The organism is Stenotrophomonas sp. Y6 (genome assembly GCF_022436665.1).
Lineage (GTDB): Bacteria > Pseudomonadota > Gammaproteobacteria > Xanthomonadales > Xanthomonadaceae > Stenotrophomonas > Stenotrophomonas acidaminiphila_A.
The window spans coordinates 20933-45417 of the sequence record NZ_JAKUKB010000015.1 but is presented as its reverse complement, the minus strand read 5'-3'; the positions used below and the strand labels follow the sequence as shown (position 1 = coordinate 45417).

Sequence of the window (24485 nt, the reverse complement as noted above, 5' to 3'; positions counted from 1 at the left end):
TACCAACTGGCTGCGCCGATGACGCCCAGTTGCCCGTGCTCGACCAGTTTCACGGGGATGCGCTGCAGCGCCTTGGCCATGGGTCCCTTGTTGAGGAACCGCTCGACGAAGGTGCTGCCGATGAGGAACGGGCCGAGCTTGGGCAGGATGCCGCCGGCCAGGTAGATGCCGCCCTGCACGCCGTAGAGCAGGGCCATGTCGCCGATGGTGGAGCCGAGGATTCCGCAGAACAGCTCCAGGGTCTGGACCGCGAGCGGGTCGCTGCCATCGCAGGCGGCGGCGCTGACCGCGTCGGGGGTGGCGTGCACGGGCGCGGTGCCGCGCACCGCGCACAGGGCGTTGTAGAGGTTGAGCAGGCCGGGCCCGGACAGCGCGCCGTGCTCGATGGAGACATGGCTGCGGTTGCGCAGCATGTGCTGCAGCACGGCCATTTCCAGTTCGGTGCCGGCGGCCAGCGCGGCCTGCCCGGCTTCGGTGGCGAGCACGACCGAGCGCTCGCCGACGGGAATCCAGAGCGCGGCGCCCAGGCCGGTGCCGGGGCCGACGACGAGGGTGGGGCCGCGCGGCGCCTGCGCCGGGCCGGTGAGCTGCAGCACCTGGCTGCCGTCGATGTGGGCGGCGGCGTGGGCGACTGCCTCGAAATCGTTGACCAGGTGCACGGCCTCGAAGCCGAGGTCGTCGCGGATGCGGCTGGCCGACAGCGGCCACGGCAGGTTGGCCGAGATCACGCTGCCGTCGGCCAGCGCGTAGCCGGCGCTGGCGATGACGCATTCGCGCGCGCCGGGGGCGTGGGCGTGGAAGTCGGCCAGGATCTGGCCCAGCCCGGCGTGGTCGGCGCAGCGGTAGCGGCGGTAGGCGGTCACGTCGACGGCCTGGCCCGGCGTGGCACGGACCAGCCCCACCCGCACATGGGTGCCGCCGACATCGGCGGCGATCAGCGGCACGGCCGGCGCGGCGATGGGCTGGTGCTGGGTTGGACTGAAGCTGGCGACCACGCGGTTCCCCCGGAGTGTCTGCAGTTCCATGGGGAGCTGCGGCATCCGGAGTTTCGGCGTTGCCTGACAACGATGTCAAGCTGTTCTGCAAAAAATTTTCAGATCAACAATGCCGTCAGAATTTCAAATAACCCAATGATTGCAATGGCAAAAATTATTTCATTCGAAACGATGCTTCAAATTTGGAGGGTGCGTAGGACCAGTCGGTTGTATTCGTGAAATTTTTTCGCATCGCCCGGGCCTGGCTCGCTGCCCGCGCCCGGGGGCCGGCACCGCAGCGGCCTACGTGGTCCGTCCCCATGAAGAAAAGGGCCACCGTTTCCGGTGGCCCCGGGGGCGTGCTCAGTGCGTGGTTTCCAGTTGTATCCAGTCCAGCGTCCACAGCGCCGGCCGGGTGTCGCCGGTGAAACGGATGCACAGGTCGGCGCGCGGCGGCGCCGCGTGCAGTGGCGCGCGCAGCTCCACGAACCCGTCGGCGCCCGGCGCCGCCGGCAGCGGCACCGACACCAGCGGCGTGCCCTTGCAGTCGGCCAGGATCTCCAGCTCGCCATGCGCGGTGCGGGCGGGTGCGAAGCGGCGGCTGGGTTCGTCGTGGGCGAGCTGGAAGTTGTACGGGATGCGCCCGGCGCGGACCTTCACCGCGCTCACGCCCGCCAGGTCCGCGTCCTGCCACAGCCAGCACGGGCTGAAGATGTTGACGTTGAACACCGCGCGCTCGCCGTCGGCGGGGCCGTCGTCCTCCAGGCGCAACAGCAGCTTGCCGTCGCCGGGGCAGAGGCCGAGCCGGGTGTCGTCGCGGGTGAGCAGCGAATCGGCGGTGACCGCGAAGCGGCTGGCCGCGGCGAGCGGCTTGCCGTCGAAGAACGCCGCGGCGCGCACCTCGGCCGGCAGCCTGACCTGCAGCGGCTGTACGTAGCGCGGCGACGCGGCGCTCACCGCGCTGCCGTCGAGCGTGTAATGCACCGCGTAGCCGAGCGGATTGTCGAGCGTGACCGTGGCGGTGCCGGCGCTGCGGTCGCCCTTGTCGTGCATGTCCACCTGGAACGGCGTCTGCGCGTAGTGGATGCCCATCGCGCGGTAGCGCTGCAGCTGGCGCGGCAGGCGCTGCAGGAACCCATCGAAATCGCGCTTGTCCGCTGGACTCCAGCCGGTTTCGGCCACCGCGGCCAGGCGCGGGAACAGGTTGTGCTCCAGATTGCGGTCGTTGCGCGTGTGCTCGGTGAACATGTTGGCCTGCAGGCCGAGGATGTGCTGGCGCTTGTCGGCGGCCAGTTCCGCGGGCACCGGCTCGAACCCGTAGGCCTTGCGCAGCTCGATGGTCGTCGGCCGGCCCGGCGGCTCGTCTGGCGAGGACGTCTGCAGGTAGTCCATGTACATGTGGGTGACCGGCGACATGATCACGTCGTGGCCTTCGCTGGCCGCCTTCAGGCCGCCTTCGGTGCCACGCCAGGACATCACCGTGGCTTCGGGCGGCAGGCCGCCCTCGAGGATTTCGTCCCAGCCGATCAGGCGGCGGTCGTGCTGCTCCAGGAACTTCTCCAGGCGCTTGATCATGTGGCTCTGCATTTCCATCTCGTCCTTCAGGCCGAGCCGGCGCATGTGCGCCTGCACGCGGGGGGAAGCGATCCACTGGTCCTTGACCGCCTCGTCGCCGCCAACGTGCACGTACCTGGCCGGGAACATGTCGATCACTTCCAGCAGCACGTTCTCCAGGAACTGCAGGGTGCTTTCTTCGGTGTTGAACAGGTTGGGGAACACCCCCCACTGGTTGTCGATGGCCAGCTTCTGGCCGGTCACGCCCAGCTCGGGGTAGGCGGCGATGGCCGCGGTGGCGTGGCCGGGGACGTCGATCTCCGGGATCACCTGGATGTGGCGCTCCGCCGCGTACGCCACGATCTCGCGGATCTGCGCCTGCGTGTAGTAACCACAGTAGCGGCGCGGCTCGCCGGTGGCCGGGTCGCGGCCGGCATCGCCCAGCGGCACCCGGCAGCTGCCCACCTCGGTGAGCTTCGGGTAGCGCTTGATCTCCATGCGCCAGCCCTGGTCGTCGGTGAGGTGCCAGTGGAAGGTGTTGAGCTTGTGCTGGGCCATGGCATCGAGCAGCTTCCTGATCTCGTCCATGCTCTGGAAATGGCGGGCCGAATCCAGCATCAGCCCGCGCCAGACGAAGCGCGGCGCATCGGTGATGGTGGCGGCGGCGACCTCGCCGGGGGTCTGGTCGGTCAGCAGCTGCGCGGCGGTGACGGCCCCGTAGAACAGGCCGCGGTCATCGCTGGCACTGACGTCGATGCCGGTGTTGGAGACCTTCAGCGTGTAGGCCTCGGCCGGGTTGGTCGCCGATGGGTCCAGGCGGAAGCGGATCTGTGCCTTGCTGGCGTTCTCGGCCACCGCCAGCGTGGGGCCGCCGTTCTGCCTGAGCAGCTCGACGAACTGGGCGGCGACGCGGCGCGAGGCCTCGTCATTGCCACCGACCCGGGCGGCATCCTTCAGTACGAAGTCCTTGCCGCCGTCGGCCTGGTAACGGGCGGGCAGCGGGATCAACGACGGTGCGCCGGCGGCGTGGACCTGCACGGCGGTGAGGCCGAGCAGCAGGCAACTGCCGAGCAGGGTTGCGCGACGACGCGCACGGAGGGACTTCGTCATCGGGGCGGAGCTCCTGTGTTTTCTGGAGGGTACTCAAAAAAACGCCGGGCCCGGAATGATCCAGGCCCGGCGCGTCATGCTGCCCGGCGATGCGGCGTGCCGGGATGGATCAGAACTTCACGCGGGCATTGAGGTAGTACTGGCGCCCGTTGCTGTAGAACGCGGTCGGAATGCTGGCGCTCTGGTAGTACTTGTAGGTCGGGTCGTTGAGGTTCAGCGCATCCAGGCTGAAGCTCAGGTGGTCGTTGAACTTGTAGCTCAGTGCCACCGACAGGGTGCCGAAGCTGTCCTGGTAGTACGGATTGGCGCCGGACAGGCCGATCAGGAACTTCGAACGGTAGGTGTAGCCCACGCGTGCACCGAAGGTGTCGTTTTCGAAGTAGGCACCCACGTTGTAGGTGTTCTTCGAAGTGCCGGTCAGGTTGTTGCTGCCGTCGGCCCAGGTGTGCGAGGTGCTGCCATCGGCGTAGGTGTAGTTGCTGGTGACGCCGAAGTTTTCGCCGATCGGTTGCTCGTAGACCAGTTCGACGCCGGTGACCTTGCCGTTGGAGTTGACCGGAACCGAGACGTTGTACGGCTCGAGCTTGTGGGTCAGCTCGCTGAACAGCATCTGCGTCTCGGTGCCGAAGGCCACGTAGTCCTTCAGGTTCATCGAGTAGGCGCCGATCGACAGCAGGCCGCGCGGCATGAAGTACCACTCGAGGTTGGCGTCGAAGTTGGTCGATACGATCGGTTTCAGGTTCGGATTGCCGCCGCCACCGGTCTTGTTCAGGTCAGAGCCCCAGGACGAGGCGCCGAGCGCGGAAAAGTCCGGCAGGGTCTGGGTCTGGGATGCGGCAAAGCGGAACACCAGGTTGTCGGCCATGTCGAACTTCAGGTTCGCGCTCGGCAGGATGCGGCTGTGCTTGTTGTTGGTGTTGATGATCTTCCAGCCGCCCCACACCGGGCAGGCCCAGCCGCAGCCGGGGCCGGGGCCCTGGGCGAACAGGCTGGTGACATCCGCATTGGCGACGTCGCTGACCGACTGGTAGGACATGATGTCCTGGTCGATATTGACGTAGCGCAGGCCGACGTTGCCGCTCCAGCGGTCACCGACGAAGTTGGCCTGCACATAGGCGGAGAAGTTCTTCTCCTGGACCTTCCACTCGGCGCCATAGTTGTGGCGGCCGTTGGGGCCGTCGTCGTTGGACAGCCAGGTGGAGTTGTTGACCACCGCGTCCTTCAGCGCGCCGGGGGTGAAATACCACAGGTTGCGCGGGAAGGTGCCGCCGATGCTGCTGGCGAAGCCATCCGGGTACGGTGCGGTGGCGCCATTCTTGAGCGCACTCCAGATGTCGCCCGGGCTCGCGCCTTCCGGCGACATAGCCTCGCGCTTGTGGTCGGCGTAGCGGGCGCCGAAGTCGAGCGAGCTCAGCGTGCCGTCGTTGAAGTACTGGCTGAAGTCGGCGGTGAACCACTTCTCCTTGTCCTCGGCGGTGACCTGCTGGTTGCCCCAGGTGCCGAAGCTGGTCACACCGCTCGGGGTGAGGTCGCCGCCGACGTTCCAGTCGATCGGCGCGCCGTTGCCGTGGGTGCTCCAGCTGGCGCCGCCGCCATTGGCCAGGGTCACTTCGGCGATGAACTGGCGTGGGGTGGAGCCGGTGCCCTTGGTCGAGCCGGCCTGGAACTTGGCGCTCAGGTTGTCGTTGATCTGCCAGTCGGCATCCAGGGTGACGTAGCTGCTCTTGGCGGTGGCTTCGCGGTAGATCATGTCGTACACCGCGTAGTCGGTACCCGCCTGGCCGGTGTACGTGGCATCGGTCAGCACGCCATCCTTGACCACGTAGCCGGGGTTGGGTGCCTGCGCGCCGGCAAAGTGGTTGCCCCACAACATGAAGTTGCGGTTGTAGTTGTTGGCGTCCATCTTCGAGCTGAAGCCCTCGACACCCAGGATGAGGGAGTCGGACGGCTTGAACTGCAGTGCGACCAGCCCGCCCTTGCGCTCGCGGGTCTGTTCGAACAGGGTCGAGCCGAGCAGGCCGGGCGCCCACACCCCGACCAGGTCCGGGTTGGTCGCGGCCACCGGGTCGGAGGCGCCGATCTGGAAGAAGCCGCCGGGCACTTCCTGGGCTTCGCGGCGCAGTTCGCGCTTCTGGCTGAACGCCTGCACCATCACGCCGAAGGTGTTGTCGTCATTTTTGTAGTTGAACAGGCCGGACAGCTGCGGATCGTTGGACTTGGCCTGGTCCGAGCGCACCGCGCCGATCGAGGCCTCGGCGGTGATCTGCTTGGCGAACTCCAGCGGCTTGCGGGTGATGATGTTGACCGTGCCGGTGGTGCCGCCGTCCTGCAGCTTGGCCTGCGAGGACTTGTTCACCTCCACAGAACGCACCAGTTCCGACGGCAGCAGGGTGTAGCTGACGCTGCGGCCGACGTTGTTGCCCTGGCTGAGTACGAACCAGTCGGCCGAGCCGACGCTGTGGCCGTTGATCAGGGTCTGGGTCAGGCTCGGGCTGGTGCCGCGCAGGCTGACGCGGTCGGCTTCGTCGAAGCCGCCTTCGTCGGCGCTGGACGAGCTGATGTTCACGCCGGGCAGGCGCTGCAGGGTGTCGGCGACGTTGTGCGCCGGCAGCTTGCCGATGTCCTCGGCGGTCACCACTTCGACGCGGGCATTGGCTTCGCGCTTGGTGTCCAGCGACTTTTCCATCGAGCCGCGGATGCCGGTGACGGTGACGGTGTCCAGGTCGGTCGCCTTGGGCTGCGCTTCCTGCGCGTGGGCGCTGAAGGCAAGGCAGCCGGCGATGGCTGCCGAAAGCAGGGTCTTGCGGTGCATGTTGTCTCTCCTCAACATCGGAATGAAAGGCACGGGCGTGCCGCTTTACGTCTGGTCTTGCTATTGCATCTGTTGCTTATGCTGCGAGGCTTGCGTGGCCAACTTTTCCAGATACCAACTGGCTGCGCCGATGACGCCCAGTTGCCCGTGCTCGACCAGTTTCACGGGGATGCGCTGCAGCGCCTTGGCCATGGGTCCCTTGTTGAGGAACCGCTCGACGAAGGTGCTGCCGATGAGGAACGGGCCGAGCTTGGGCAGGATGCCGCCGGCCAGGTAGATGCCGCCCTGCACGCCGTAGAGCAGGGCCATGTCGCCGATGGTGGAGCCGAGGATTCCGCAGAACAGCTCCAGGGTCTGGACCGCGAGCGGGTCGCTGCCATCGCAGGCGGCGGCGCTGACCGCGTCGGGGGTGGCGTGCACGGGCGCGGTGCCGCGCACCGCGCACAGGGCGTTGTAGAGGTTGAGCAGGCCGGGCCCGGACAGCGCGCCGTGCTCGATGGAGACATGGCTGCGGTTGCGCAGCATGTGCTGCAGCACGGCCATTTCCAGTTCGGTGCCGGCGGCCAGCGCGGCCTGCCCGGCTTCGGTGGCAAGCACGACCGAGCGCTCGCCGACGGGGATCCAGAGCGCGGCGCCCAGGCCGGTGCCGGGGCCGACGACGAGGGTGGGGCCGCGCGGCGCCTGCGCCGGGCCGGTGAGCTGCAGCACCTGGCTGCCGTCGATGTGGGCGGCGGCGTGGGCGACGGCCTCGAAATCGTTGACCAGGTGCACGGCCTCGAAGCCGAGGTCGTCGCGGATGCGGCTGGCCGACAGCGGCCACGGCAGGTTGGCCGAGATCACGTTGCCGTCGGCCAGCGCGTAGCCGGCGCTGGCGATGACGCAGTGCGCCACCTGCCGGTGGTGGCTGGCGAAGTCGGACAGGATCGCGCTCAGGCTCGGATGGTCGCCGCAGCGGTACTTGCGGTAGGACAGGATCTCGATGGTCCCGCCATCGCTGCCGCCGGCGCGGATCAGGCCGACGCGGACATGGGTGCCGCCGACGTCGGCGGCCATGAAAGGTAGAGACGCGCTGTCGAGCGGAAAGGTCTGCAGTGTGGGGGCGGCAGCGGTCACTCGGTTTCCCTATGGCGTTGGGGGAGCGCCCGTCAGGCGCCATCGGGAGCCGAGTCTGTAATCGTTCTGACAACGATGTCAACGAATAGTTGAAACTTTCGATGCTGCGCCGCAGCGCCGTTCTGCGCGGCGGCGACGGCTGCGGTTCGGTTGCATTCGAAAGCAGGTGGCCGGCAAACCCTGCGTTTTCAAGCGTGCGAGCACTGGCTGCATGCCGTGCGGCACGCTGCCAGCGTGGGCGGCAGGCGGGTCACGCGTACACGCGTTGTTGACAAACGCGTCGGCACCCAACCATAAATGTGACAACGTTGTTCCCAGTTACCACCGGTCGGCGTGAGCCGTCCCTCTCGCAGCTGCAGGAGCCTTGACCAATGTCCGCTGTTCCCGCTTCCACGCCGCGCACCGGCATGGCGTCGTCGATCGCCATCGTCGGCGGCCTGTTCTTCATCCTTGGATTCTGTACCTGGATCAACGGGCCGCTGATCACCTTCGTCAAGCTGGCCTTCGAGGTCAGCGAGGTGTCGGCGTTCCTGGTGTTGATGGTGTTCTACCTGTCCTACTTCTTCCTGGCGCTGCCGGCGTCGCTGATCCTCAACCGCACCGGCATGAAGAAGGGCCTGGCGCTGAGCCTGGCGGTGATGGCGGTGGGGGCCATGCTGTTCGGCCAGTTCGCGACGCAGCGCTGGTTCGCCGGTGCGCTGGGCGGCCTGTTCGTGATCGGCGGCGGCATGGCGCTGCTGCAGACCGCGGTGAACCCCTACATCTCGATCCTCGGCCCGATCGAGGGCGCGGCCCAGCGCATCGCGCTGATGGGCATCTGCAACAAGGTCGCGGGCATCCTGGCGCCGATCGTGATCGGTTCGCTGGTGCTGCACGGCATCGGTGATCTCGACGCCCAGGTGCAGGTCGCGGACGCGGCCACCAAGGCGCAGCTGCTCAGCGATTTCGCCGCCAAGATCCATACCCCGTACATGGTGATCGCCGGGGTGCTGCTGCTGGTGGCGGTGGGCGTGCTGTTCTCGCCGCTGCCGGAAGTGCGCGCGGCCGAGGCCAACGCCGTGGCCGCCGACGGCGCCGCGGAAAAGCACAGCATCTTCCAGTTCCCGCACCTGTGGCTGGGCGTGCTGTGCCTGTTCGTCTACGTCGGCGCCGAGGTGATGGCCGGCGACGCCATCGGCACCTACGGCCATGGCTTCGACCTGCCGCTGGACCAGACCAAGCTGTTCACCTCGTATACGCTGACGGCGATGCTGGTCGGCTATCTGGTCGGCCTGGTGCTGATCCCGCGCTTCATCTCGCAGGAGCGCTGGCTGGCGGTCTCGGCGGCGCTCGGCGTGCTGTTCAGCGTGGGCGCCTACGTCACCCAAGGCTACGTCTCGGTAGGCTTCGTGGCCGCGCTGGGCTTCGCCAACGCGATGATGTGGCCGGCGATCTTCCCGCTGGCGATCCGCGGCCTGGGCCGCTTCACCCAGACCGGCTCGGCGCTGCTGGTGATGGGCATCGCCGGCGGCGCGATCATTCCGCAGGCGTTCGCGGTGCTCAAGCAGCATTTCGACTTCCAGCTGGTGTTCGCCGCGCTGATGGTGCCGTGCTACCTGTACATCCTCTATTTCGCTGTCCGCGGGCAGCGTGCGGGCCGCGCGCATGGCGGCTGAATCGAGCATCATGGCGGCCAGTCAGTCCAGCCAGGAAACCGTCATGCGCAGGCCCACCATCAAGGACGTCGCCGAGCGGGCAAAGGTGTCGCTCAAGACCGTGTCGCGGGTCATCAACAACGAACCGTCGGTGATGCAGGCCACCCGCGCGCGGGTGCTGCGCGCGGTCGCCGAGCTGGATTACGAGCCGGATCCGTCGGCGCGCAACCTGCGCAGCAACACCACGTTCGTGATCGGGCTGGTCTACGACAACCCGAACCCGTACCACATCATCGGCGTGCAGAACGGCGTGCTGTCGGCCTGCCGCGAGACCGGCTTCGGCCTGCAGATCCATCCATGCGACTCGACCTCGCCGATGCTGGCCGAGGAACTGGCCGACTGGGTGCAGCGCTCGCGCCTGGCCGGGCTGGTGCTGACCGCGCCGATGTCCGAGCGCCCGGAGCTGGTGGCCGCGCTCAACGCGCGCGGGATCAAGACGGTGCGGATCATCGCCGCCACCGAGGACCCGGCCGACGGCGCCTGCGTGTTCGTCGACGACCGCGATGCCGCCTACGAGATCACCGAGCACCTGATCCAGCTCGGGCACCAGCGCATCGGCTTCCTGTGGGGCGGGCCGGAGCACCGCTCCAGCGGCGAGCGCTATGCCGGCTACGAGGCCGCGCTCAAGGACTACGGCATCCCGCTGGACAAGCACCTGGTGATCCCGGGCGACTACACCTTCGACGATGGCTTCCGCGGCGCGCGCCGGCTGCTGGCGCTGCGCGAGCCGCCCACCGCGATCTTCGGCTCCAACGACGAGATCGCCGCCGGGGTACTGGCGGCGGCCAACTCGGCCGGGCTCAACGTGCCCTACGACCTGTCCATCGCCGGTTTCGAGGACAGCCCGTTCTCGCGCCAGTCGTGGCCGGCGCTGACCACCGCCAAGCAGGCCACCGGCGACATCGCCCGGCATGCCGCGCGGCTGCTGATCAGCCAGCTGCGCACCGACGCCTACGAGGACAACCCGGTGCAGCTGCAGAACCAGGGCTTCGTGCCGCAGCTGGTGGTGCGCGGCTCCACCGCGCCGCTGCGCCAGCAGCCGTTGCGGCCGCCTTCCCCTTCCCCCGATCTTTCCGAGTAGAACCATGTTGCCCAGCGAGACCGAAACCCTGATGTTCAACGAGGCCGCGTCCAGCGCCTCGGTGATCGCCGCCCAGTTCGCCCGCAACCACGAGCGCATGCGCGCGCTGGCCGCGGACCTGCGCCAGAACCCGCCGCCGTTCGTGGTCACCTGCGCGCGCGGCAGTTCCGATCATGCCGCCACCTACGCCAAGTACCTGTTCGAGACCCGGCTGGGGCTGGTGACTGCCTCGGCCTCGCCGTCGGTGGGGTCGGTCTACGAGGCCCGGCAGCAGCTGCAGGGCGCGCTGTACCTGGTGATCTCGCAGTCCGGCAAGAGCCCGGACCTGCTGCGCAACGCCGAGGCGGCCAAGGCCGCCGGCGCGCGCGTGGTGGCGCTGGTCAACGTCGAGGATTCGCCGCTGGCGCAGCTGGCCGATACGGTGATCCCGCTCGGTGCCGGTGCCGAGCGCAGCGTGGCCGCGACCAAGAGTTACCTGGCCTCGCTGGCCGCGATCCTGCAGTTGTGCGCCTACTGGCGCGATGACCCGACCCTGATCGCCGCGCTCGACGCCCTGCCCGCGGCCCTGACCCAGGCCTGGCAGTGCGACTGGAGCGCGCTCACCGAAGGCCTGGTCGATGCCCACAACCTGTTCGTGGTCGGCCGCGGCCCCGGCCTGGCCGCGGCGCAGGAGGCGGCGCTCAAGTTCAAGGAAACCTGCGGCCTGCATGCCGAAGGCTACAGCTCGGCGGAGGTCAAGCACGGACCGATGGCGCTGGTCGGCCGCGATTTCCCGGTGCTGGCCTTCGCCCAGCCGGACGAGACCGGCGCCGGTACCCGCGCCCTGGCCGACGAGTTCGCCGCGCGTGGCGCACGCGTGTGGCTGGCGGGCGAGGGCGGCGACCTGCCGGTGGCGGCCGCGCCACACCCGCTGTGCGCGCCGCTGCTGACGGTGCAGAGCTTCTACCGCGCGATCAACGCGCTGGCGCTGCGCCGGGGCCATAATCCGGACCTGCCGCCGCACCTGAACAAGGTGACCGAAACCGTCTGAGCGCCGGTCCCCGGCCTGCGCGGCGGGCCGGGCGTCGCAGGGGGCGGCACAGGCCGCCGCCGGCTCACCGCCGAGGCGCTCGCGACCTGCCGCCGCCGCCATCGAATGGGCAGGGACGCTGCCGTTGTTCATCCTCCCGGCGCAGGGCTGCGGGAGGGCATCCGGAACCAAGAAGATGACCAGCTACGCATTGACCCACGCCCGCATCCTGGGCAACGACGACTTCCACTCCGGCCACGCGGTACTGGTGCAGGACGGCAAGGTGGCGGCGGTACTGCCCGAGGCCTCGCTGCCGGCGGGCGTGCCGCGGCATGATCTGGGCGGCGGCTGGCTGCTGCCGGGCTTCATCGACGTGCAGGTCAACGGCGGCGGTGGCGCGCTGCTCAACAACGCCCCGGACGTGGCGTCGCTGCGCACGATGATGCGCGGGCACCGCCGCTTCGGCACCACCGGCATGATGCCGACCCTGATCAGCGACGACGCGGCGGTGATGGCCCAGGCCATCGCCGCGGTGCGCCAGGCCATCGCCGAAGGCGTGCCCGGCATCCTCGGCATCCATCTGGAAGGCCCGTACATCGCACCGGCGCGCAAGGGCACCCACGATGCCGGCAAGTTCCGCGTGCCGGGGCCGGACGAGGTGGCGATGGCGACCGCGCTCGACAACGGTGTCACCGTGATCACGCTGGCACCCGAGCGGGTGCCGGTGGAGACCATCCGCGCGATGGTCGGCAACGGCGCCATCGTCTGCGCCGGCCACACCGCCGCCAGCTACGAGGAAACCCGCGCCGGCCTGGAGGCCGGCATCAGCGGCTTCACCCACCTCTACAACGCGATGACGCCGCTGCAGGGGCGCGAACCCGGCGTGGTCGGCGCCGCGCTGGAGGACCCGCACAGCTGGTGCGGGGTGATCGTCGATGGCGTGCACGTGCACCCGGCCAGCCTGCGCGTGGCGCTTGCGGCCAAGCCACGCGGCAAGGTGATGCTGGTGACCGATGCCATGCCGATGGTCGGCGCCGACGATCCGTCGTTCGCGCTGTATGGCGAGGTCATCACCGCCGTCGATGGCGTGGTGCGCAACGCCGCCGGCTCGCTCGCCGGCTCGGCGCTGGACATGGCTACCGCGGTGCGCAACACGGTCAGGCTGCTGGGGCTGCCGTTGGCCGAAGCCGCGCGCATGGCATCCACCTACCCGGCGCGGTTCCTGCGCCTGGACGACCGCTTCGGCCATATCGCCGCGGGTTACCAGGCGGATTTCGTGCTGCTGGATGAAAGGCTGCAGGTGCAGGCGACGTGGATCGCCGGGCAGCGCGAGTGAGGGAGCCGCTCTCCCTTCGTGGCGGGAGGGCACGGTTTGCGCGCCGCTGGCGCGCGCGTGCGTTCGAGCGCCCACGCCATTGGCGTGGGCCGGGACGCGGAGCGGGAGGGTACGGGCGGAGCCTCACAGCGTTCGATCGTGCGAAGCCCCGTTTTGATCGGCCCTGGGCAACGGCAGCGGCTTTCGCTCCCGCTTCGCGTGAGCGGGTTACTCATCTTTGGCTCGTGCAAAGAGAAGGTAGCCAAGAGCAAGCACGCCTGCCTTCGCGCCCACGGCAGTGACGTGCCGTGGGTCCACTCCGCCGCCGGGATTTTTTTGACGAGACATCCCTGTCTCGTCGAAGAACGACGTGCATCCCAGCACGTCGCCGCTTGCGGGGGCTTGTCCGTCGGCGCCGTCCCTGCGGAAGGGGACCCGGCAAGTCAAATCACGAGCAACAGCAACAGCAGGCCTCTGCTTGTGGTTCCGGCAAAGGTGGCAGTTCTTTTCAACAGACCGAAGGGCTGGTCAATCGCTTCTCGATGCGGTGTCTGCCGGCCTCCGCTACCTGACCGCACGGGATACCCTCCATGAGCAGTTCCCCATCCAGCCAGACACCCACCCGCTTTGCATCGGTCGATGCGCTGCGCGGCATCACCGTCGCGGCCATGCTGCTGGTCAACAACCCGGGCACTTGGAGCCACGTGTACGCGCCGCTGGAACACGCGGAGTGGAACGGCTGCACGCCCACCGACCTGGTGTTCCCGTTCTTCCTGGTGATCGTCGGCGTGTCGATCGCGCTGGGCGTGGTGCCGCGGGTCGAGCAGGGCGCCGACCGCGCCGCGCTGACCCGCAGCGTGCTGGTGCGGGCGGCACGCATCGTCGGCCTGGGCCTGCTGCTGCACCTGTTGGCGTGGTGGTGGCTGGACCTGGCGCATTACCGTCCGCTGGGGGTGCTGCAGCGTATCGGCGTGTGTTTCGCCGCCGTCGGCGCGCTGGCGATCTGGTCGCGCGCGACCACGCAGTGGGCCTGCCTGCTGTTGTTGCTGTCCGGCTACGCGGCGCTGCTGGCCGCGGGGAGCACGCTCGAGCCGTGGCACAACCTGCCCAGTCGCGTGGACACCGTTGTGTTCGGCGACCTGGCCTACCGCTACGACGCCGCCACCGGGCTGGGGCATGATCCGGAAGGGCTGCTGTCGACGCTCGGCGCCCTGGCCTCGACCCTGCTCGGCCTTCGCGCCGGCGCGCTGCTGCGCCAGGGCCGTGCGGCGCGGCTGCTCCCGGCCGCGCTGGTGCTGTTGCTGCTGGGGGCGCTGTGGTCCAGCTGGCAGCCGCTCAACAAGAACCTGTGGACGCCGTCCTACGTGCTGTGGACGTCCGGTTGGGCACTGGCTGCGCTGTGGCTGGCGCACGTGCTCATCGACCGCGTGCAGTGGCCGCCGCTGGGCCGGCGCTTCGGCGTCAATGCGATCACCGCCTACGCCGGCTCCGGGGTGACGGTGCTGGCATTGCTGGGCACCGGCAGCTGGGGGTGGCTGTACAGCCACGTGTTCGACCGCTGGATCACCCCTCTGGCCGGTGCCGAAGCCGCCTCGCTGGCGATGGCCATCGCCTTCGTCGCGGCCTGGTGGCTGCCGATGTGGTGGCTGGACCGGCGCCGGATCTACCTGAAGATCTAGCCCCCAAAGCCGGGTCCGCGCCCATTCCCCGGGCAAGGGACGTTGACCTGGGCCTGTTCCCGGCGCTGTTCTATCCTGCATCGGTAGCGACGTGCCATGGGATGGAACCACGATGTGCAGGAAGCGGAAACGCGCGCTGGCGGTGATGCTGTGGATGGCGATGCTGCCGGCGTGGGCGCTATCGGCCACCCCGGTGCCCTCGTTGCCTGCGCGGGAGCAGATGCTGGGCCTGCTGGAGCAACGGGCGCTGCATCGGAACCTGGTGGACTGGAGGGCGTTGCGTCGCGAGCTTGCCGCGACCACCGATGCCGAACGGCAACGCGCGCTGCTGGCCGACGCCATCCACCGCGCGACCGCCGGTCATGGCGGGTGGATGGCGGCCGCGGAGCTGCGCGACAGGTACCGCGCGGCGGCGCCCGCGGCCGCGCTGCCCGCGGCTGTGGAAGCGTCTGCGGCGCCGGAGGCCGGGCGGATCGACCCGCGGCTTGGTCGGATCACGATCGGGCCCTATCTGCCCGATCCGGGGCTCACCCGTGCGCAGCAGCGGGAAGCCGAGCAGCAGCACGCGCAGCGTCTGCGGGACACGCTCTGGCGCCTGGACGATGGCAGCCGTTGCGGCTGGATCGTGGACCTGGCCGACAACACCGGCGGCAACATGTGGCCGATGCTGCTGGGGGTGGGGCCGCTGCTGCCCGGCCGCGTCGGTGGCACGGACGTGGTCGGGCATTTCCAGGATGCAGGCGGGCTGCAGCCGTGGCGCTACCGCGACGGTGCGGTCTGGGTGGGCCAGGCCCTGCGGCTGGCGGCGGACGATGGGAGCGGGCGCCTGCGCCATCCCGAGGCACCGCTCGCCGTGCTCCAGTCCGGGCGTACCGCCAGTTCCGGCGAGGCCATCGTGCTGGCGCTGCGCGGACGGCGCGGCAGCCGCAGTTTCGGCACGCCGACGATGGGCTACTCCACTGGCAACGTTCCGGTGACACTGGTCGACGGCAGCACGCTGCTGCTCACCACCACGGTGATGAAGGACCGCAACGGCATGGGCGATGGCAGCCGCATCGTTGCGGATGTTCCGGCGGCGCTGCCGGCCGATGCGCTGCGCCTGGCGCAGGCATGGCTGCTGGCGCAGCCGGCCTGTGGCGGAAAACCCACGGGAAGTGCAGGGGCAGGCGCGCCATCCTGGAAAACCGCCCCCTGACTGGTTCTCCCTATGCCCGGCGTGCCGCGCCGATGGCGTTGATCCGGGCCTTGTTCAAGGCTTCGCCCACCGCCGGGCCGCTGAGGCCTTCGGCGGCGAGGTCGCGCGCATTGATCGCCAGCGCCGCGGCATGCAGGCGCAGCAGCGTGGCGCGTTGCGGGTAGTCGCTGTCCTCGAAACCAAGCCGGCCGCGCTTGTCGCATTCGCAGGCCAGCGCCATCTGCGCGATGCGCTCCGGGCGCCTGAAGCCGTCGCAGCGCTGCAGCAGGTCCAGTACGGTGGCGTCGCGCAGTTCGTCGATCCGGTGCACGTTGAGATGCTCGCGGCACACCGCCGCGGCCAGCTGGCGGTGGTCGGCGGGGATGCGCAGGCGGTCGCACAGCGCCGCCAGCGGCTTCAGCCCGCGCTGTTCGTGCATGACATGGCGTGGCAGCTGCTCGGCCGGGGTGAGCGCCTTGCCGAGGTCATGGGTGAGCGCGGCGAAGCCGATGAGGTCGTCGCCCGGCGCCAGCCGCGCGGCCATGTCGCTGACCATTTCCTGGTGCACCCCGGTGTCCACTTCCGGGTGGAATTCGACGCGCTGCGGAATGCCGTACAGCGCGGCCACTTCCGGCAGGATCGGTGCCAGCGCGCCGGTATCGTGCAGGGTGCGCAGGAACGCCGAAGGGCGCGCAGCGCGCAGCGCCTTGCGCAGTTCCTGCCAGATGCGTTCGGGTACCAGCGCGTCCAGTTCGCCGCTGGCGGCGATCTCCCGCATCAGCGCGGCGGTTTCCGGGGCCAGGGTGAAACCCAGCGGTGCGAAGCGCGCCATGAACCGTGCCGCGCGCAGTACCCGCAGCGGATCCTCGACGAAGGCCGGGCCGACGTGGCGCAGCACGCGCGCCTGGAGGTCGCGCGCGCCGCCCCAGGGGTCGACCAGCGTGCCGCTGTCCTCGTCGCAGGCGATGGCATTGATGGTGAAGTCGCGGCGTTGCAGGTCCTGTTCCAGCGTCACCGACGGGTCGGCGTCGACCACGAAGCCGCGGTAGCCGCGCCCGCTCTTGCGCTCGGTACGCGCCAGCGCGTGTTCCTCGCCGGTATGCGGGTGCAGGAACACCGGGAAGTCGCGGCCCACGGCCTTGAAGCCACGCGCCTCCATCTCCTGCTGGGTGGCGCCGACCACCACCCAGTCGCGGTCGCCCGCATCCAGCCCCAGCAGCCGGTCGCGGACCGCGCCGCCGACCAGGTAGGTCTTCATGCGCCGTCCTTGGCCGTCGGGCAGACGAAGCCGCGCGACGCCGGGACGTTGCGGCCGGCGATGCGGTCGCCCAGCGGCACCGCCTTGCCGTTGAGGCGCCAGTCGTAGATCACGCTGAACGCAAGCACGCGCGCGACGTATTCGCGCGTCTCCTTGTAGCTGATGGTCTCGATCCAGAAGTCGGGGTCGTAGTCCGGCCGCTGCGACTGCCAGCGCGCCGTTGGCGTGGGCCCGGCGTTGTAGGCGGCGATGGTGACGTACGGCAGGCCGCCGTAGGTGTCCAGCAGCTGCCGCAGGTAGGCGGTGCCGATGGCGATGTTGGTGTCCGGATCGTAAAGGCTGGCCGCGCCGCCGTAGCCGTCGAGCCCGATGCGCCGGGCGACGCTGGCGCCGGTGGCGGGCAGCACCTGCATCAGCCCCAGGGCGTTGGCCGGCGAGCGCGCGTTGGGGTTGAAGATGCTCTCGGCGCGGATCTCGGCGGCAACCCACGCCGGATCCAGCGCGTTGCGCGCCGCTTCGCGGCGGATGGTGTCGTCGTGGTACAGCGGGAACCGCAGCGCGTACAGGCGCATCTCCTGCGGCCCCTTGAGGGCGAACACGGCGCGGTCGAACCAGCCCGCCTCACCCGCCACTTCGACGGCCAGCCGGCGCCGGGTGTCGTCGAACCGCGACAGCGCGTCGGCCCATTCGCGCGCGGCCCAGGTGGCGCGGTCGATGCGGAACAGTTCCAGCGCGCGCACCAGCGCCGGGTCGCGCGCCACCGCCGCGCGCGCCTGCGCATCGCTGCCGGGGTTCCACGGACACAGTGCGTAGGGCTGGCGCAGCTTGTCGGCGGCAAGGAAGCCATGGAAGGTCGGCTCGGTGGCGACGGCGCGGTACAGCGGCATGGCCTCGGCGGCCCTGCCGGTCTTTTCCAGCAGCCGTGCCTCGAACCAGCGCCAGCGCGAGTCACCGCGCTGGCCCGCGGGCATCGCCCGGATCGCGGCCAGCGCCGCGGGCCAGTCGCCGCGCGCCATCGCTTCGCGCGCGCGCCATTCGTGCAGGCGCTCGTCGTACGCCGATTCCGGCACCGCGGCCAACCGCCGCGCCGAATCCGGCAGGTAGGACGCCACCGTCCACAATGCGATCTGGTAGCGCACCTGCGCCTGCTGCGCGGCGTCCAGCCGCAGCGCCTGCGCATACTGCGGCAACTGCCGTTCGGCGGCGTCGGGGTCGGTCCGCGCCAGCTTTGCCAGGCCGTCGCTGGCGATGCGCCGGCTGCGTTCGTTCTGCGGCCACTTCAACGCGCGCACGTCCGGTTTGTCGACGAACGCGGCGTAATCATTGGCCAGGGCCAGCTCGGCGGCCGGCAGGCCGCGCGCGGCGGCGCGCATCACCCCGGGCTGCTGGGCGTCGGCCGCGGCGTCGATGCGCTCCCAGCGCAGTGCCGGGGTCAGCCCGCCGCGCTCGGCCAGGCCGGCGAACACCGGATCGCACGCATCGGGCAGCGACTTGCCGCTGCTGCGCCACAGCGCCTGCGCGTCGCGGATCCAGCCGGCATCGGCCTTGCCGGTGGCCAGGCGTGCGTTGAGCTCGGCGCACTGCAGCCCGGGGTCGTTGCTGGGCCGCCAGTTGGCGAGCAGGGTCGGCCAGTCCTGGCGCCGCGCCAGCGCCGGCAGCCACGCGGCGCGGAATGCCTCGGCCACGGCCTGGCCCTGGTAGCGCTTGAGGAAGTCCAGCGCCTGCGGCGTGTCCACGGTGTCGATGCCACGGCGCAGCGCGCTGTACTCGAGCCAGCCGTACAGCGGGTGGTCGCGCAGGCCCGCGCTCGCGGCGGCATCGAACTGGCCGCGTTCGGCGTTGTCGATGGCCACGCGCATGGCGGCGCGCCGGGCGTCGAGGGTCTGTGCGCCGGTGCCGGTACAGGCCAGCAGCAGGGACGCGGCGAAAGGCAGCAGGCAGATATTCCGTTTCATCGGCAGAGCATAGCCGGGGTATCGTCAACAGCGCCGCGGCGATTCCGGCTCGCGCATGAACATCGCCGCCGCGCGGCCGCTGAACCGAAACGCGGGCTGAACGTGACGGGCCGCGCCGCTGCCGTGCGCCGCGGTGGCCGGCGTAGTGTCGACACCGGGGCGCAACGCCTCGCCGAAGGAGCGGAGCATGGCATTCAGTGCAGCTGGCAGTTCCGGACCGATCGCCGACATCAATGTCACCCCGCTGGTGGACGTGATGCTGGTGTTGCTGATCATCTTCATCGTCACCGCGCCGTTGGTGTCCTGGCCGATCCCGGTGGACCTGCCGCAGTCCACCACCCGCCAGGTCCCCCGCGTGGATCCGCCGCCGCCGATCGAATTGCGGGTGGACGCGGCCAACCAGCTCACCTGGAATGGCCAGGCGCTGCCGGTCGCTTCGCTGCAGGCGCGGCTGCAGGAGCAGGCGCGTCTGCATGCCGGCAACCTGCCGGAGCTGCGCATCGACGCCAGTCCGGACGCCGAGTACGACACGATGGCCAAGGTGCTGGCGGCGGCCGACAACGCACGGATGGAGCGCATCGCCTTCCTGCGATGAAGGGGTGCCCGGGCCGTGCGCGAAGGCGGGCGGCCCGGGACAGGCGCGCGGCGGCGCACGATGAGCCGCGCGCGGCGGCCGGGGGCGCCCGCCGCACTACACTACGCGCATGCAGACTTCACGATTCGCGCCGCTGTTGCCGGCGCTGGCGGTGCTCGGCTCGGTGACTTCGCTGGCCATCGGCACGTCCTACGCCAAGCACCTGTTCCCGCTGATCGGCGCCCAGGGCACCAGCGCGTTGCGCGTGGGCTTTTCGGCGCTGTTCCTGCTGCTGCTTTGGCGGCCGTGGCGCTGGCATACCCGCCGCGCCGACGGCGCCGCGATCCTGCGCTACGGGCTGGCGCTGGGGCTGATGAACCTGCTGTTCTACATGGCGCTGCGCACGATTCCGTTCGGCATCGCGGTGGCCATCGAGTTCATCGGGCCGCTGGCGGTGGCGATGTTCTCCTCGCGGCGGGCGATCGATTTCCTGTGGGTGGGCTGCGCGCTGGCCGGGCTGCTGCTGTTGCTGCCGCTGGGCGGCGGGCCGGCGCTGGACGTGGCCGGCGTGCTGTACGCGCTGGGCGCCGCGGCCTGCTGGGCGCTGTACATCGTGTTCGGCAAGCGCGCCGGGCACCTGCATGCCGGGCACTCGGTATCGCTGGGCGTGGCGGTCGCGGCGCTGGTGGTGGTGCCGGTGGGCGTGGCCCACGCCGGCATGGCGCTGCTGCAGCCGTCGATCCTGCTGGCCGGGCTGCTGGTGGCGGTGGTGTCCAGCGCGATCCCCATGTCGCTGGAGATGATGGCGCTCAAGCGGCTGCCGAAGGAGACCTTCGGCATCCTGATCAGCATGGAACCGGCGGTGGCCGCGCTGTGGGCGCTGCTGCTGCTGCACGAACAGCTGTCCGGCCTGCAGTGGCTGGCGATCGGCTGCACGGTATTGGCCTCGGTGGGGAGCGCGGCGACCGCGCGGCGCCGGCCACCGCCCGCGGCTGCCGTGGTGACATGAGCCGGTGCCGGGCGTAGCCCCTTGTGCCGGGGATGCGCCGCAGGGACACCCGGGTCCAGGGGCGCGGCTGCGTCGCTGCGGGGAATCGGGACAGTGGCCCCGTCGGCGCTGCGACCCATGGCGCGGCCGCGTGCGGCGACGCTAGCGCAGGCTGTTGGCGGGGACTTCGACCTGCATCTCCACCGCCAGGTGGTCCGAATGGGCCGCGGCGACGGCGCCGGTTTCGAGCGCGCGCAGGCTGTCGCTGACCAGGATATGGTCGATCGCCCGTTCCGGGCGCCAGCTGGGGAAGGTGGGCACCAGGCAGCCGGGCGGCTGCAGCCGGGTCTTGCGGTACAGCACCTGCATTTCCGGGCGCTCGGCCTTGCAGTTGAAATCGCCCATCAGCACCGCGTTGGGGTAGTCGGACATCAGGTCGGCGATGAAATCCAGCTGCGACAGGCGCGAACCCACGCCCAGCGACAGGTGCGCGACGGCGACCGCCAGCCCTTCGCGGCCGTCGCCGAAGCGCGCCAGCAGCACGCCGCGGCCGCCGATGCGGCCGGGCAGGGCGTGATCCTGCACTTCCACCGGTTCCAGCCGGCTGAGCAGGCCATTGGCGCTGGACGCGACCCCGCCCATGCGCCGGTTGGGCTGGTGGCTCCAGTAGTTGAAGCCGGCGCGCTGGGCCAGGTAGTGGGTCTGGTTGGTGAAACCCGAGCGCAGGCTGCCGGGGTCGGCCTCCTGCAGGCCGACGATGTCGCGGCCGCTGGCGAGCCTGGCGATCGCATCCAGGCTGGAGCGCTTGCTGCCCGACGGCAGCGCGTGCGACCAGCTGCGGGTCACGTAGTCGCTGTAGCGGCGCGTGCTGGAGCCGGCCTGGATGTTGGCCGTGAGCAGGCGCAGGGTGTGGGTGGGGGAATTCACGGCGGTGGAACCAGGGCCTCGTGTCGACGAGGCCCTTGATACCTTACTTGGCGTTGGCGGCGCGTTCGCGTGCGATCAGGTGGTCGGCGATGCGCAGCATGTCCTCGTAGCTCTTGCCCTTGACCAGGTACTTGCCGTTGACGATCAGCGACGGCGTGCCGGTGATCTTGCTGCGCTGGGCGAACTGCTTGGCGCGATTGGTCTTGGCCACCACCGAGAAGCTGCCCATGGTGTCGGCGAAGGTCTTCGGGTTGACGCCGAACTTGGCGTAGAAGTTGGCGATGTCCTCGACCGAATCGCGGCCCAGCTCGCCCTTGAGCGACTGCTCGACATGGATGGCCGAGTACAGCGCCTCATGGGTCTTCTCCTGCACGCCCAGTGCCTCGGCGGCATAGAAGGCGCGGCCGTAGTCGTCCCACATGCTGCCGAACATGGCCGGCACGTAGACGAAGTTGACGTCCGACGGCAGGCCGGCCTTCCACGGCCCGATCAGCGGCTGGAAGCGCGCGCAGGCCGGGCAGACGTAGCCGAACACCTCGGCCACTTCGATCTTGCCGGTCGCCGGCTGGATCGGCTGGCCGCCGTCGATGACCAGGTAGTCGGTGCCGGCCACCGGTTCAGGGCCGACCAGGCGCGCCTGCGCCGGCACCGGGGTGTTCTCCGCGCTCTGCGCGGCGGCCTGCCCGCTGGCCGCTTCCGGCGTGGCGGCGGCTTCGGCAGCAGCGTCGGCGGCGGGGGCGGCCGGGGCGTTGGCGGCGGCCGGTTGTTCGGCGACCGGGGCGACGGCGTCGGCCGAGCCGTCCTGGGCCTTGCAGGCCACCATCAGCGGCAGCAGGGCGGCCAAGGCGAGTACGAAACGGATCTTCATGGGTGGATCTCCAGCAGGGATTCGTCGGGTCGTCGGGCCGCCAGCGGCGACCGCGGGGCGCATGATGACATTATCTGCGGCGGCGGCTGAACCGGTTGCCGGAGCGCGCCGGCATGGGCTCAGCGGCGCCGGCCGGCAGCGCGCTCGCGTTCCACCAGGGCGCTGGCGATGCGCAACTGGTCCTCGAAGCTGCGGCCCTTGACCAGGTATTTGCCGTTGACCACCAGCGCCGGCGTACCGGGCACCCGCACGCGCAGGGCGAAGGCGCGCGCGGCCTTCACCCTGGCGTCGGTCTGGTCGCTGCGCAGCGCATCGACATAGCGCTCCGGCTGCACCCCGTAGGCGGCATAGAACGTCGCCAGTTCCTGTGGCGACACGTTCTGCATCGGCAGGCTGCGCCGTTCGTGCAGGGCCTTGAACACATCGGCGTGGCTGCGCTTGAGCACGCCGGTCTGCTCGGCGGCGTAGAAGGCGCGCGCATAGGCGTCCCAATGGCCGCCGAAGGCAGCCGGCACCGCGGTGAAGCGCACGTCGCCCGGCAGCCGGGCGACCCAGGCTTCGAGCAGCGGTTCGAAATGGGCGCAGTGGATGCAGGGGTAGCCGAACACTTCGACCACCTCGATCTTGCCGGCCAGGGGGGCGAACGGGCCGGGTTCTGCGATCAGCTCATAGTCCTGGCCTTCCACCGGTGCGGCGGCGTCGGCGGCACAGGCGGCCAGCGGCAGCAGGGCCAGCAACAGCAGGGACAAGCGCGCGAAATACGTCATCGGGATCTCCAACTGGAAAAAGAGACGCCGACCACAGGGGTCGGCGTATCCGGGAACACGACTGCCCGTCGCCGTGGCGACCGCGACCGTCAGGCGGTCAACGCGCGGCGGCCACGGCCACGTCGTCGGCGCGCGCGTGCAGGCCCTGCACGTAGCTGGCCAGCGCCTGGATTTCCTGCTCGGTGAGCTTGCCGGCCACCTGGGCCATGATCCGGAACTGCGACGGATCGGTTTCCTGGGTCTGGCCCGCCTGGTAGTGCTGCAGGCGCTGGGTGACGTACATGGCGTGCTGGCCGCCGATGTGCGGGTAGGCCGGGCCGGGATTGCCGGCGCCGCTCGGGCCGTGGCAGGCCATGCAGGCCGGGATCTCGCGGCTGGCGTCGCCGTTGCGGTACAGCTTCTGGCCGACCTCGTAGAACTTCATGCCGGCGTACGGGCCGTCGGCGATGGCGGTGTCGTCGGCCACGCCGGCGCCGGACTTCTGGCGGGCGAAGAAGGCGCCGATGTCGCGCATGTCCTGCGCGGTCATGCCCTGCACGAACGGCAACATGGCGGCGACCGCGCCCTCGGTGCGCTGGCCGCCGGCGATCAGCGCCAGCTGGCGGGCGATGTAGCGCTCGCTCTGGCCGGCCAGCCGCGGATACATCTCCACCGCGGAGTTGCCGTCGGCGCCATGGCAGGCGGCGCAGGCCTGTGCCTTGCCTTCGCCGGCCTCGGCATCGCCGGGCAGGGTCTTGCTGAGGTCGATCTCCAGCGGCGCGGTCTGCACCGGCGCGTTGTCGGGCACCGGCGTGACCGAACTCTGTGCGAACGCGACGACCGCGATCAGCGGGATGACAAGGGCGGAAACGGCTAAGACACGAGCGTGGCGCATGCAGAAGCTCCGTGTGGAACGGGCCGGGCGGGTCCGCGCCGGCATCGACCGGATTATCCACGCCGTTTCATGGCAGGGTCAACGCACGGGCGCCAGCGGGGCCCGCGGCGTGCGATCCTATGGGCATGTCACAGCTCCTAGAACGCGCCCGATATCTGCTTTCGGCCCACAATGCCCGGCAATTGCCGCCGGACGAGGGCGCCGAGGTGGCCTTCGCCGGTCGCTCCAACGCCGGAAAATCCAGCGCGCTCAACGCGCTGACCCGCCAGAACGCGCTGGCCCGCGTCTCCAAGACGCCGGGCCGCACCCAGCAGCTGGTGTTCTTCCAGGTCACCCCGCAGGCGCACCTGGTCGACCTGCCCGGCTATGGCTACGCCAAGGTCCCGCAGGAACTGCAGGCGCACTGGCAGGCCTTCATCGACAACTATTTCCGTACCCGCGACGCGCTCAAGGGACTGGTGGTGGTGATGGACATCCGCCACCCGCTCAAGGACTACGACCGGCAGATGCTGGCCTACGCGGTGCAGCGCGGCCTGCCGGCGCATGCGCTGTTGACCAAGGCCGACAAGCTCGGCCGTGGCCAGCAGGCGCAGACGCTGCAGAAGGTGCGCAGGGAACTGGCCGATGCGTTCGGCGATTCGGTGAGCGTGCAGGCGTTCTCCGGCGAGTCGAAGCAGGGCGTGGACGAGGCCCGCGCCGTGATCGGTGGCTGGCTGGGCCTGTAACGCCGACACCAGGCGGGCACTCCAGCCCTTTCCC

The 24485-nt window shown here is 69.9% G+C and carries 19 protein-coding genes; 9 read left to right on the top strand and 10 right to left on the bottom strand.

The genetic code is table 11. The features are described from left to right. The 4 genes from MKP15_RS16495 to MKP15_RS16480 form a co-directional block, all read right to left on the bottom strand. The coding region (locus MKP15_RS16495) for a glucokinase (RefSeq protein WP_240213456.1) at positions 1-1025 on the bottom strand (1025 nt) is incomplete at its 3' end. A 312-nt stretch (positions 1026-1337) separates the two neighbouring features. Beyond that, the gene (locus MKP15_RS16490; protein ID WP_240213455.1) at positions 1338-3638 is read right to left on the bottom strand and encodes a family 20 glycosylhydrolase; all 2301 of its coding nucleotides are present in this window, start codon (positions 3636-3638) and stop codon (positions 1338-1340) included. Between the two features lie 109 nt (positions 3639-3747). Then, positions 3748-6450: a TonB-dependent receptor gene (locus tag MKP15_RS16485; protein ID WP_240213454.1), complete on the bottom strand. Its 2703-nt coding sequence runs from the start codon at positions 6448-6450 to the stop codon at positions 3748-3750. A gap of 60 nt (positions 6451-6510) precedes the next feature. Further along, the gene (locus MKP15_RS16480) at positions 6511-7503 is read right to left on the bottom strand and encodes a glucokinase (RefSeq protein WP_240213458.1); all 993 of its coding nucleotides are present in this window, start codon (positions 7501-7503) and stop codon (positions 6511-6513) included. Between the two features lie 431 nt (positions 7504-7934). Between MKP15_RS16480 and MKP15_RS16475 the strand changes: the two genes are divergently transcribed. The 6 genes from MKP15_RS16475 to MKP15_RS16450 all read left to right on the top strand — a co-directional run bounded on the left by MKP15_RS16475 (position 7935) and on the right by MKP15_RS16450 (position 15536). Next, positions 7935-9218, top strand: coding sequence for a sugar MFS transporter (locus MKP15_RS16475; protein WP_240213453.1), 1284 nt, complete (start codon positions 7935-7937; stop codon positions 9216-9218). Positions 9219-9261: 43 nt separating this feature from the next. Then, positions 9262-10338, top strand: a complete 1077-nt coding sequence (locus MKP15_RS16470; protein WP_240213452.1) for a LacI family DNA-binding transcriptional regulator — start codon at positions 9262-9264, stop codon at positions 10336-10338. Positions 10339-10342: 4 nt separating this feature from the next. Beyond that, positions 10343-11368 carry an SIS domain-containing protein gene (locus MKP15_RS16465; protein ID WP_161613209.1) on the top strand — a complete coding sequence of 342 codons (1026 nt, stop codon included), beginning with the start codon at positions 10343-10345 and terminating at the stop codon, positions 11366-11368. Between the two features lie 175 nt (positions 11369-11543). Next, the gene (gene nagA / locus MKP15_RS16460; protein ID WP_240213451.1) at positions 11544-12683 is read left to right on the top strand and encodes an N-acetylglucosamine-6-phosphate deacetylase; all 1140 of its coding nucleotides are present in this window, start codon (positions 11544-11546) and stop codon (positions 12681-12683) included. Positions 12684-13252: 569 nt separating this feature from the next. Then, the gene (locus MKP15_RS16455; RefSeq protein WP_240213450.1) at positions 13253-14341 is read left to right on the top strand and encodes a heparan-alpha-glucosaminide N-acetyltransferase domain-containing protein; all 1089 of its coding nucleotides are present in this window, start codon (positions 13253-13255) and stop codon (positions 14339-14341) included. 220 nt (positions 14342-14561) lie between these two features. Next, on the top strand, positions 14562-15536 hold the full coding sequence (locus tag MKP15_RS16450) for a S41 family peptidase (protein ID WP_240213449.1): 975 nt from the start codon (positions 14562-14564) through the stop codon (positions 15534-15536). A gap of 10 nt (positions 15537-15546) precedes the next feature. Here the strand turns inward: MKP15_RS16450 and MKP15_RS16445 are convergent, their stop codons facing one another. Both MKP15_RS16445 and MKP15_RS16440 read right to left on the bottom strand, forming a co-directional pair. Next, entirely contained in the window at positions 15547-16773 is a 1227-nt protein-coding gene (locus MKP15_RS16445) for a multifunctional CCA addition/repair protein (RefSeq protein WP_240213448.1), read from the bottom strand. Beyond that, on the bottom strand, positions 16770-18728 hold the full coding sequence (locus MKP15_RS16440) for a transglycosylase SLT domain-containing protein (RefSeq protein ID WP_240213447.1): 1959 nt from the start codon (positions 18726-18728) through the stop codon (positions 16770-16772). Before MKP15_RS16440 ends, MKP15_RS16445 begins: the two co-directional genes overlap by 4 nt. A 187-nt stretch (positions 18729-18915) precedes the next feature. Here MKP15_RS16440 and MKP15_RS16435 point away from each other — a divergent pair, with 187 nt between their 5' ends. After that, positions 18916-19323 carry a biopolymer transporter ExbD gene (locus tag MKP15_RS16435; RefSeq protein ID WP_240213446.1) on the top strand — a complete coding sequence of 136 codons (408 nt, stop codon included), beginning with the start codon at positions 18916-18918 and terminating at the stop codon, positions 19321-19323. Positions 19324-19432: 109 nt separating this feature from the next. Next, on the top strand, positions 19433-20311 hold the full coding sequence (locus tag MKP15_RS16430; protein WP_240213445.1) for an EamA family transporter: 879 nt from the start codon (positions 19433-19435) through the stop codon (positions 20309-20311). Between the two features lie 141 nt (positions 20312-20452). On the opposite strand, the gene MKP15_RS16425 is transcribed toward MKP15_RS16430, so the two are convergent. The 4 genes from MKP15_RS16425 to MKP15_RS16410 all read right to left on the bottom strand — a co-directional run bounded on the left by MKP15_RS16425 (position 20453) and on the right by MKP15_RS16410 (position 23726). After that, complete coding sequence (locus MKP15_RS16425; RefSeq protein WP_104940113.1) at positions 20453-21190, bottom strand: endonuclease/exonuclease/phosphatase family protein; 738 nt, start codon at positions 21188-21190, stop codon at positions 20453-20455. A gap of 70 nt (positions 21191-21260) precedes the next feature. After that, on the bottom strand, positions 21261-22085 hold the full coding sequence (locus MKP15_RS16420) for a thiol:disulfide interchange protein DsbA/DsbL (protein WP_240213444.1): 825 nt from the start codon (positions 22083-22085) through the stop codon (positions 21261-21263). A 119-nt stretch (positions 22086-22204) separates the two neighbouring features. Further along, positions 22205-22852, bottom strand: coding sequence for a thiol:disulfide interchange protein DsbA/DsbL (locus MKP15_RS16415; RefSeq protein WP_161613219.1), 648 nt, complete (start codon positions 22850-22852; stop codon positions 22205-22207). A 97-nt stretch (positions 22853-22949) separates the two neighbouring features. Continuing rightward, the gene (locus MKP15_RS16410) at positions 22950-23726 is read right to left on the bottom strand and encodes a c-type cytochrome (protein WP_240213443.1); all 777 of its coding nucleotides are present in this window, start codon (positions 23724-23726) and stop codon (positions 22950-22952) included. Positions 23727-23851: 125 nt separating this feature from the next. On the opposite strand from MKP15_RS16410, the gene yihA reads away from it, so the two are divergent. Then, positions 23852-24451: a ribosome biogenesis GTP-binding protein YihA/YsxC gene (gene yihA / locus MKP15_RS16405; protein WP_104940114.1), complete on the top strand. Its 600-nt coding sequence runs from the start codon at positions 23852-23854 to the stop codon at positions 24449-24451. Positions 24452-24485 lie beyond the last annotated feature (34 nt).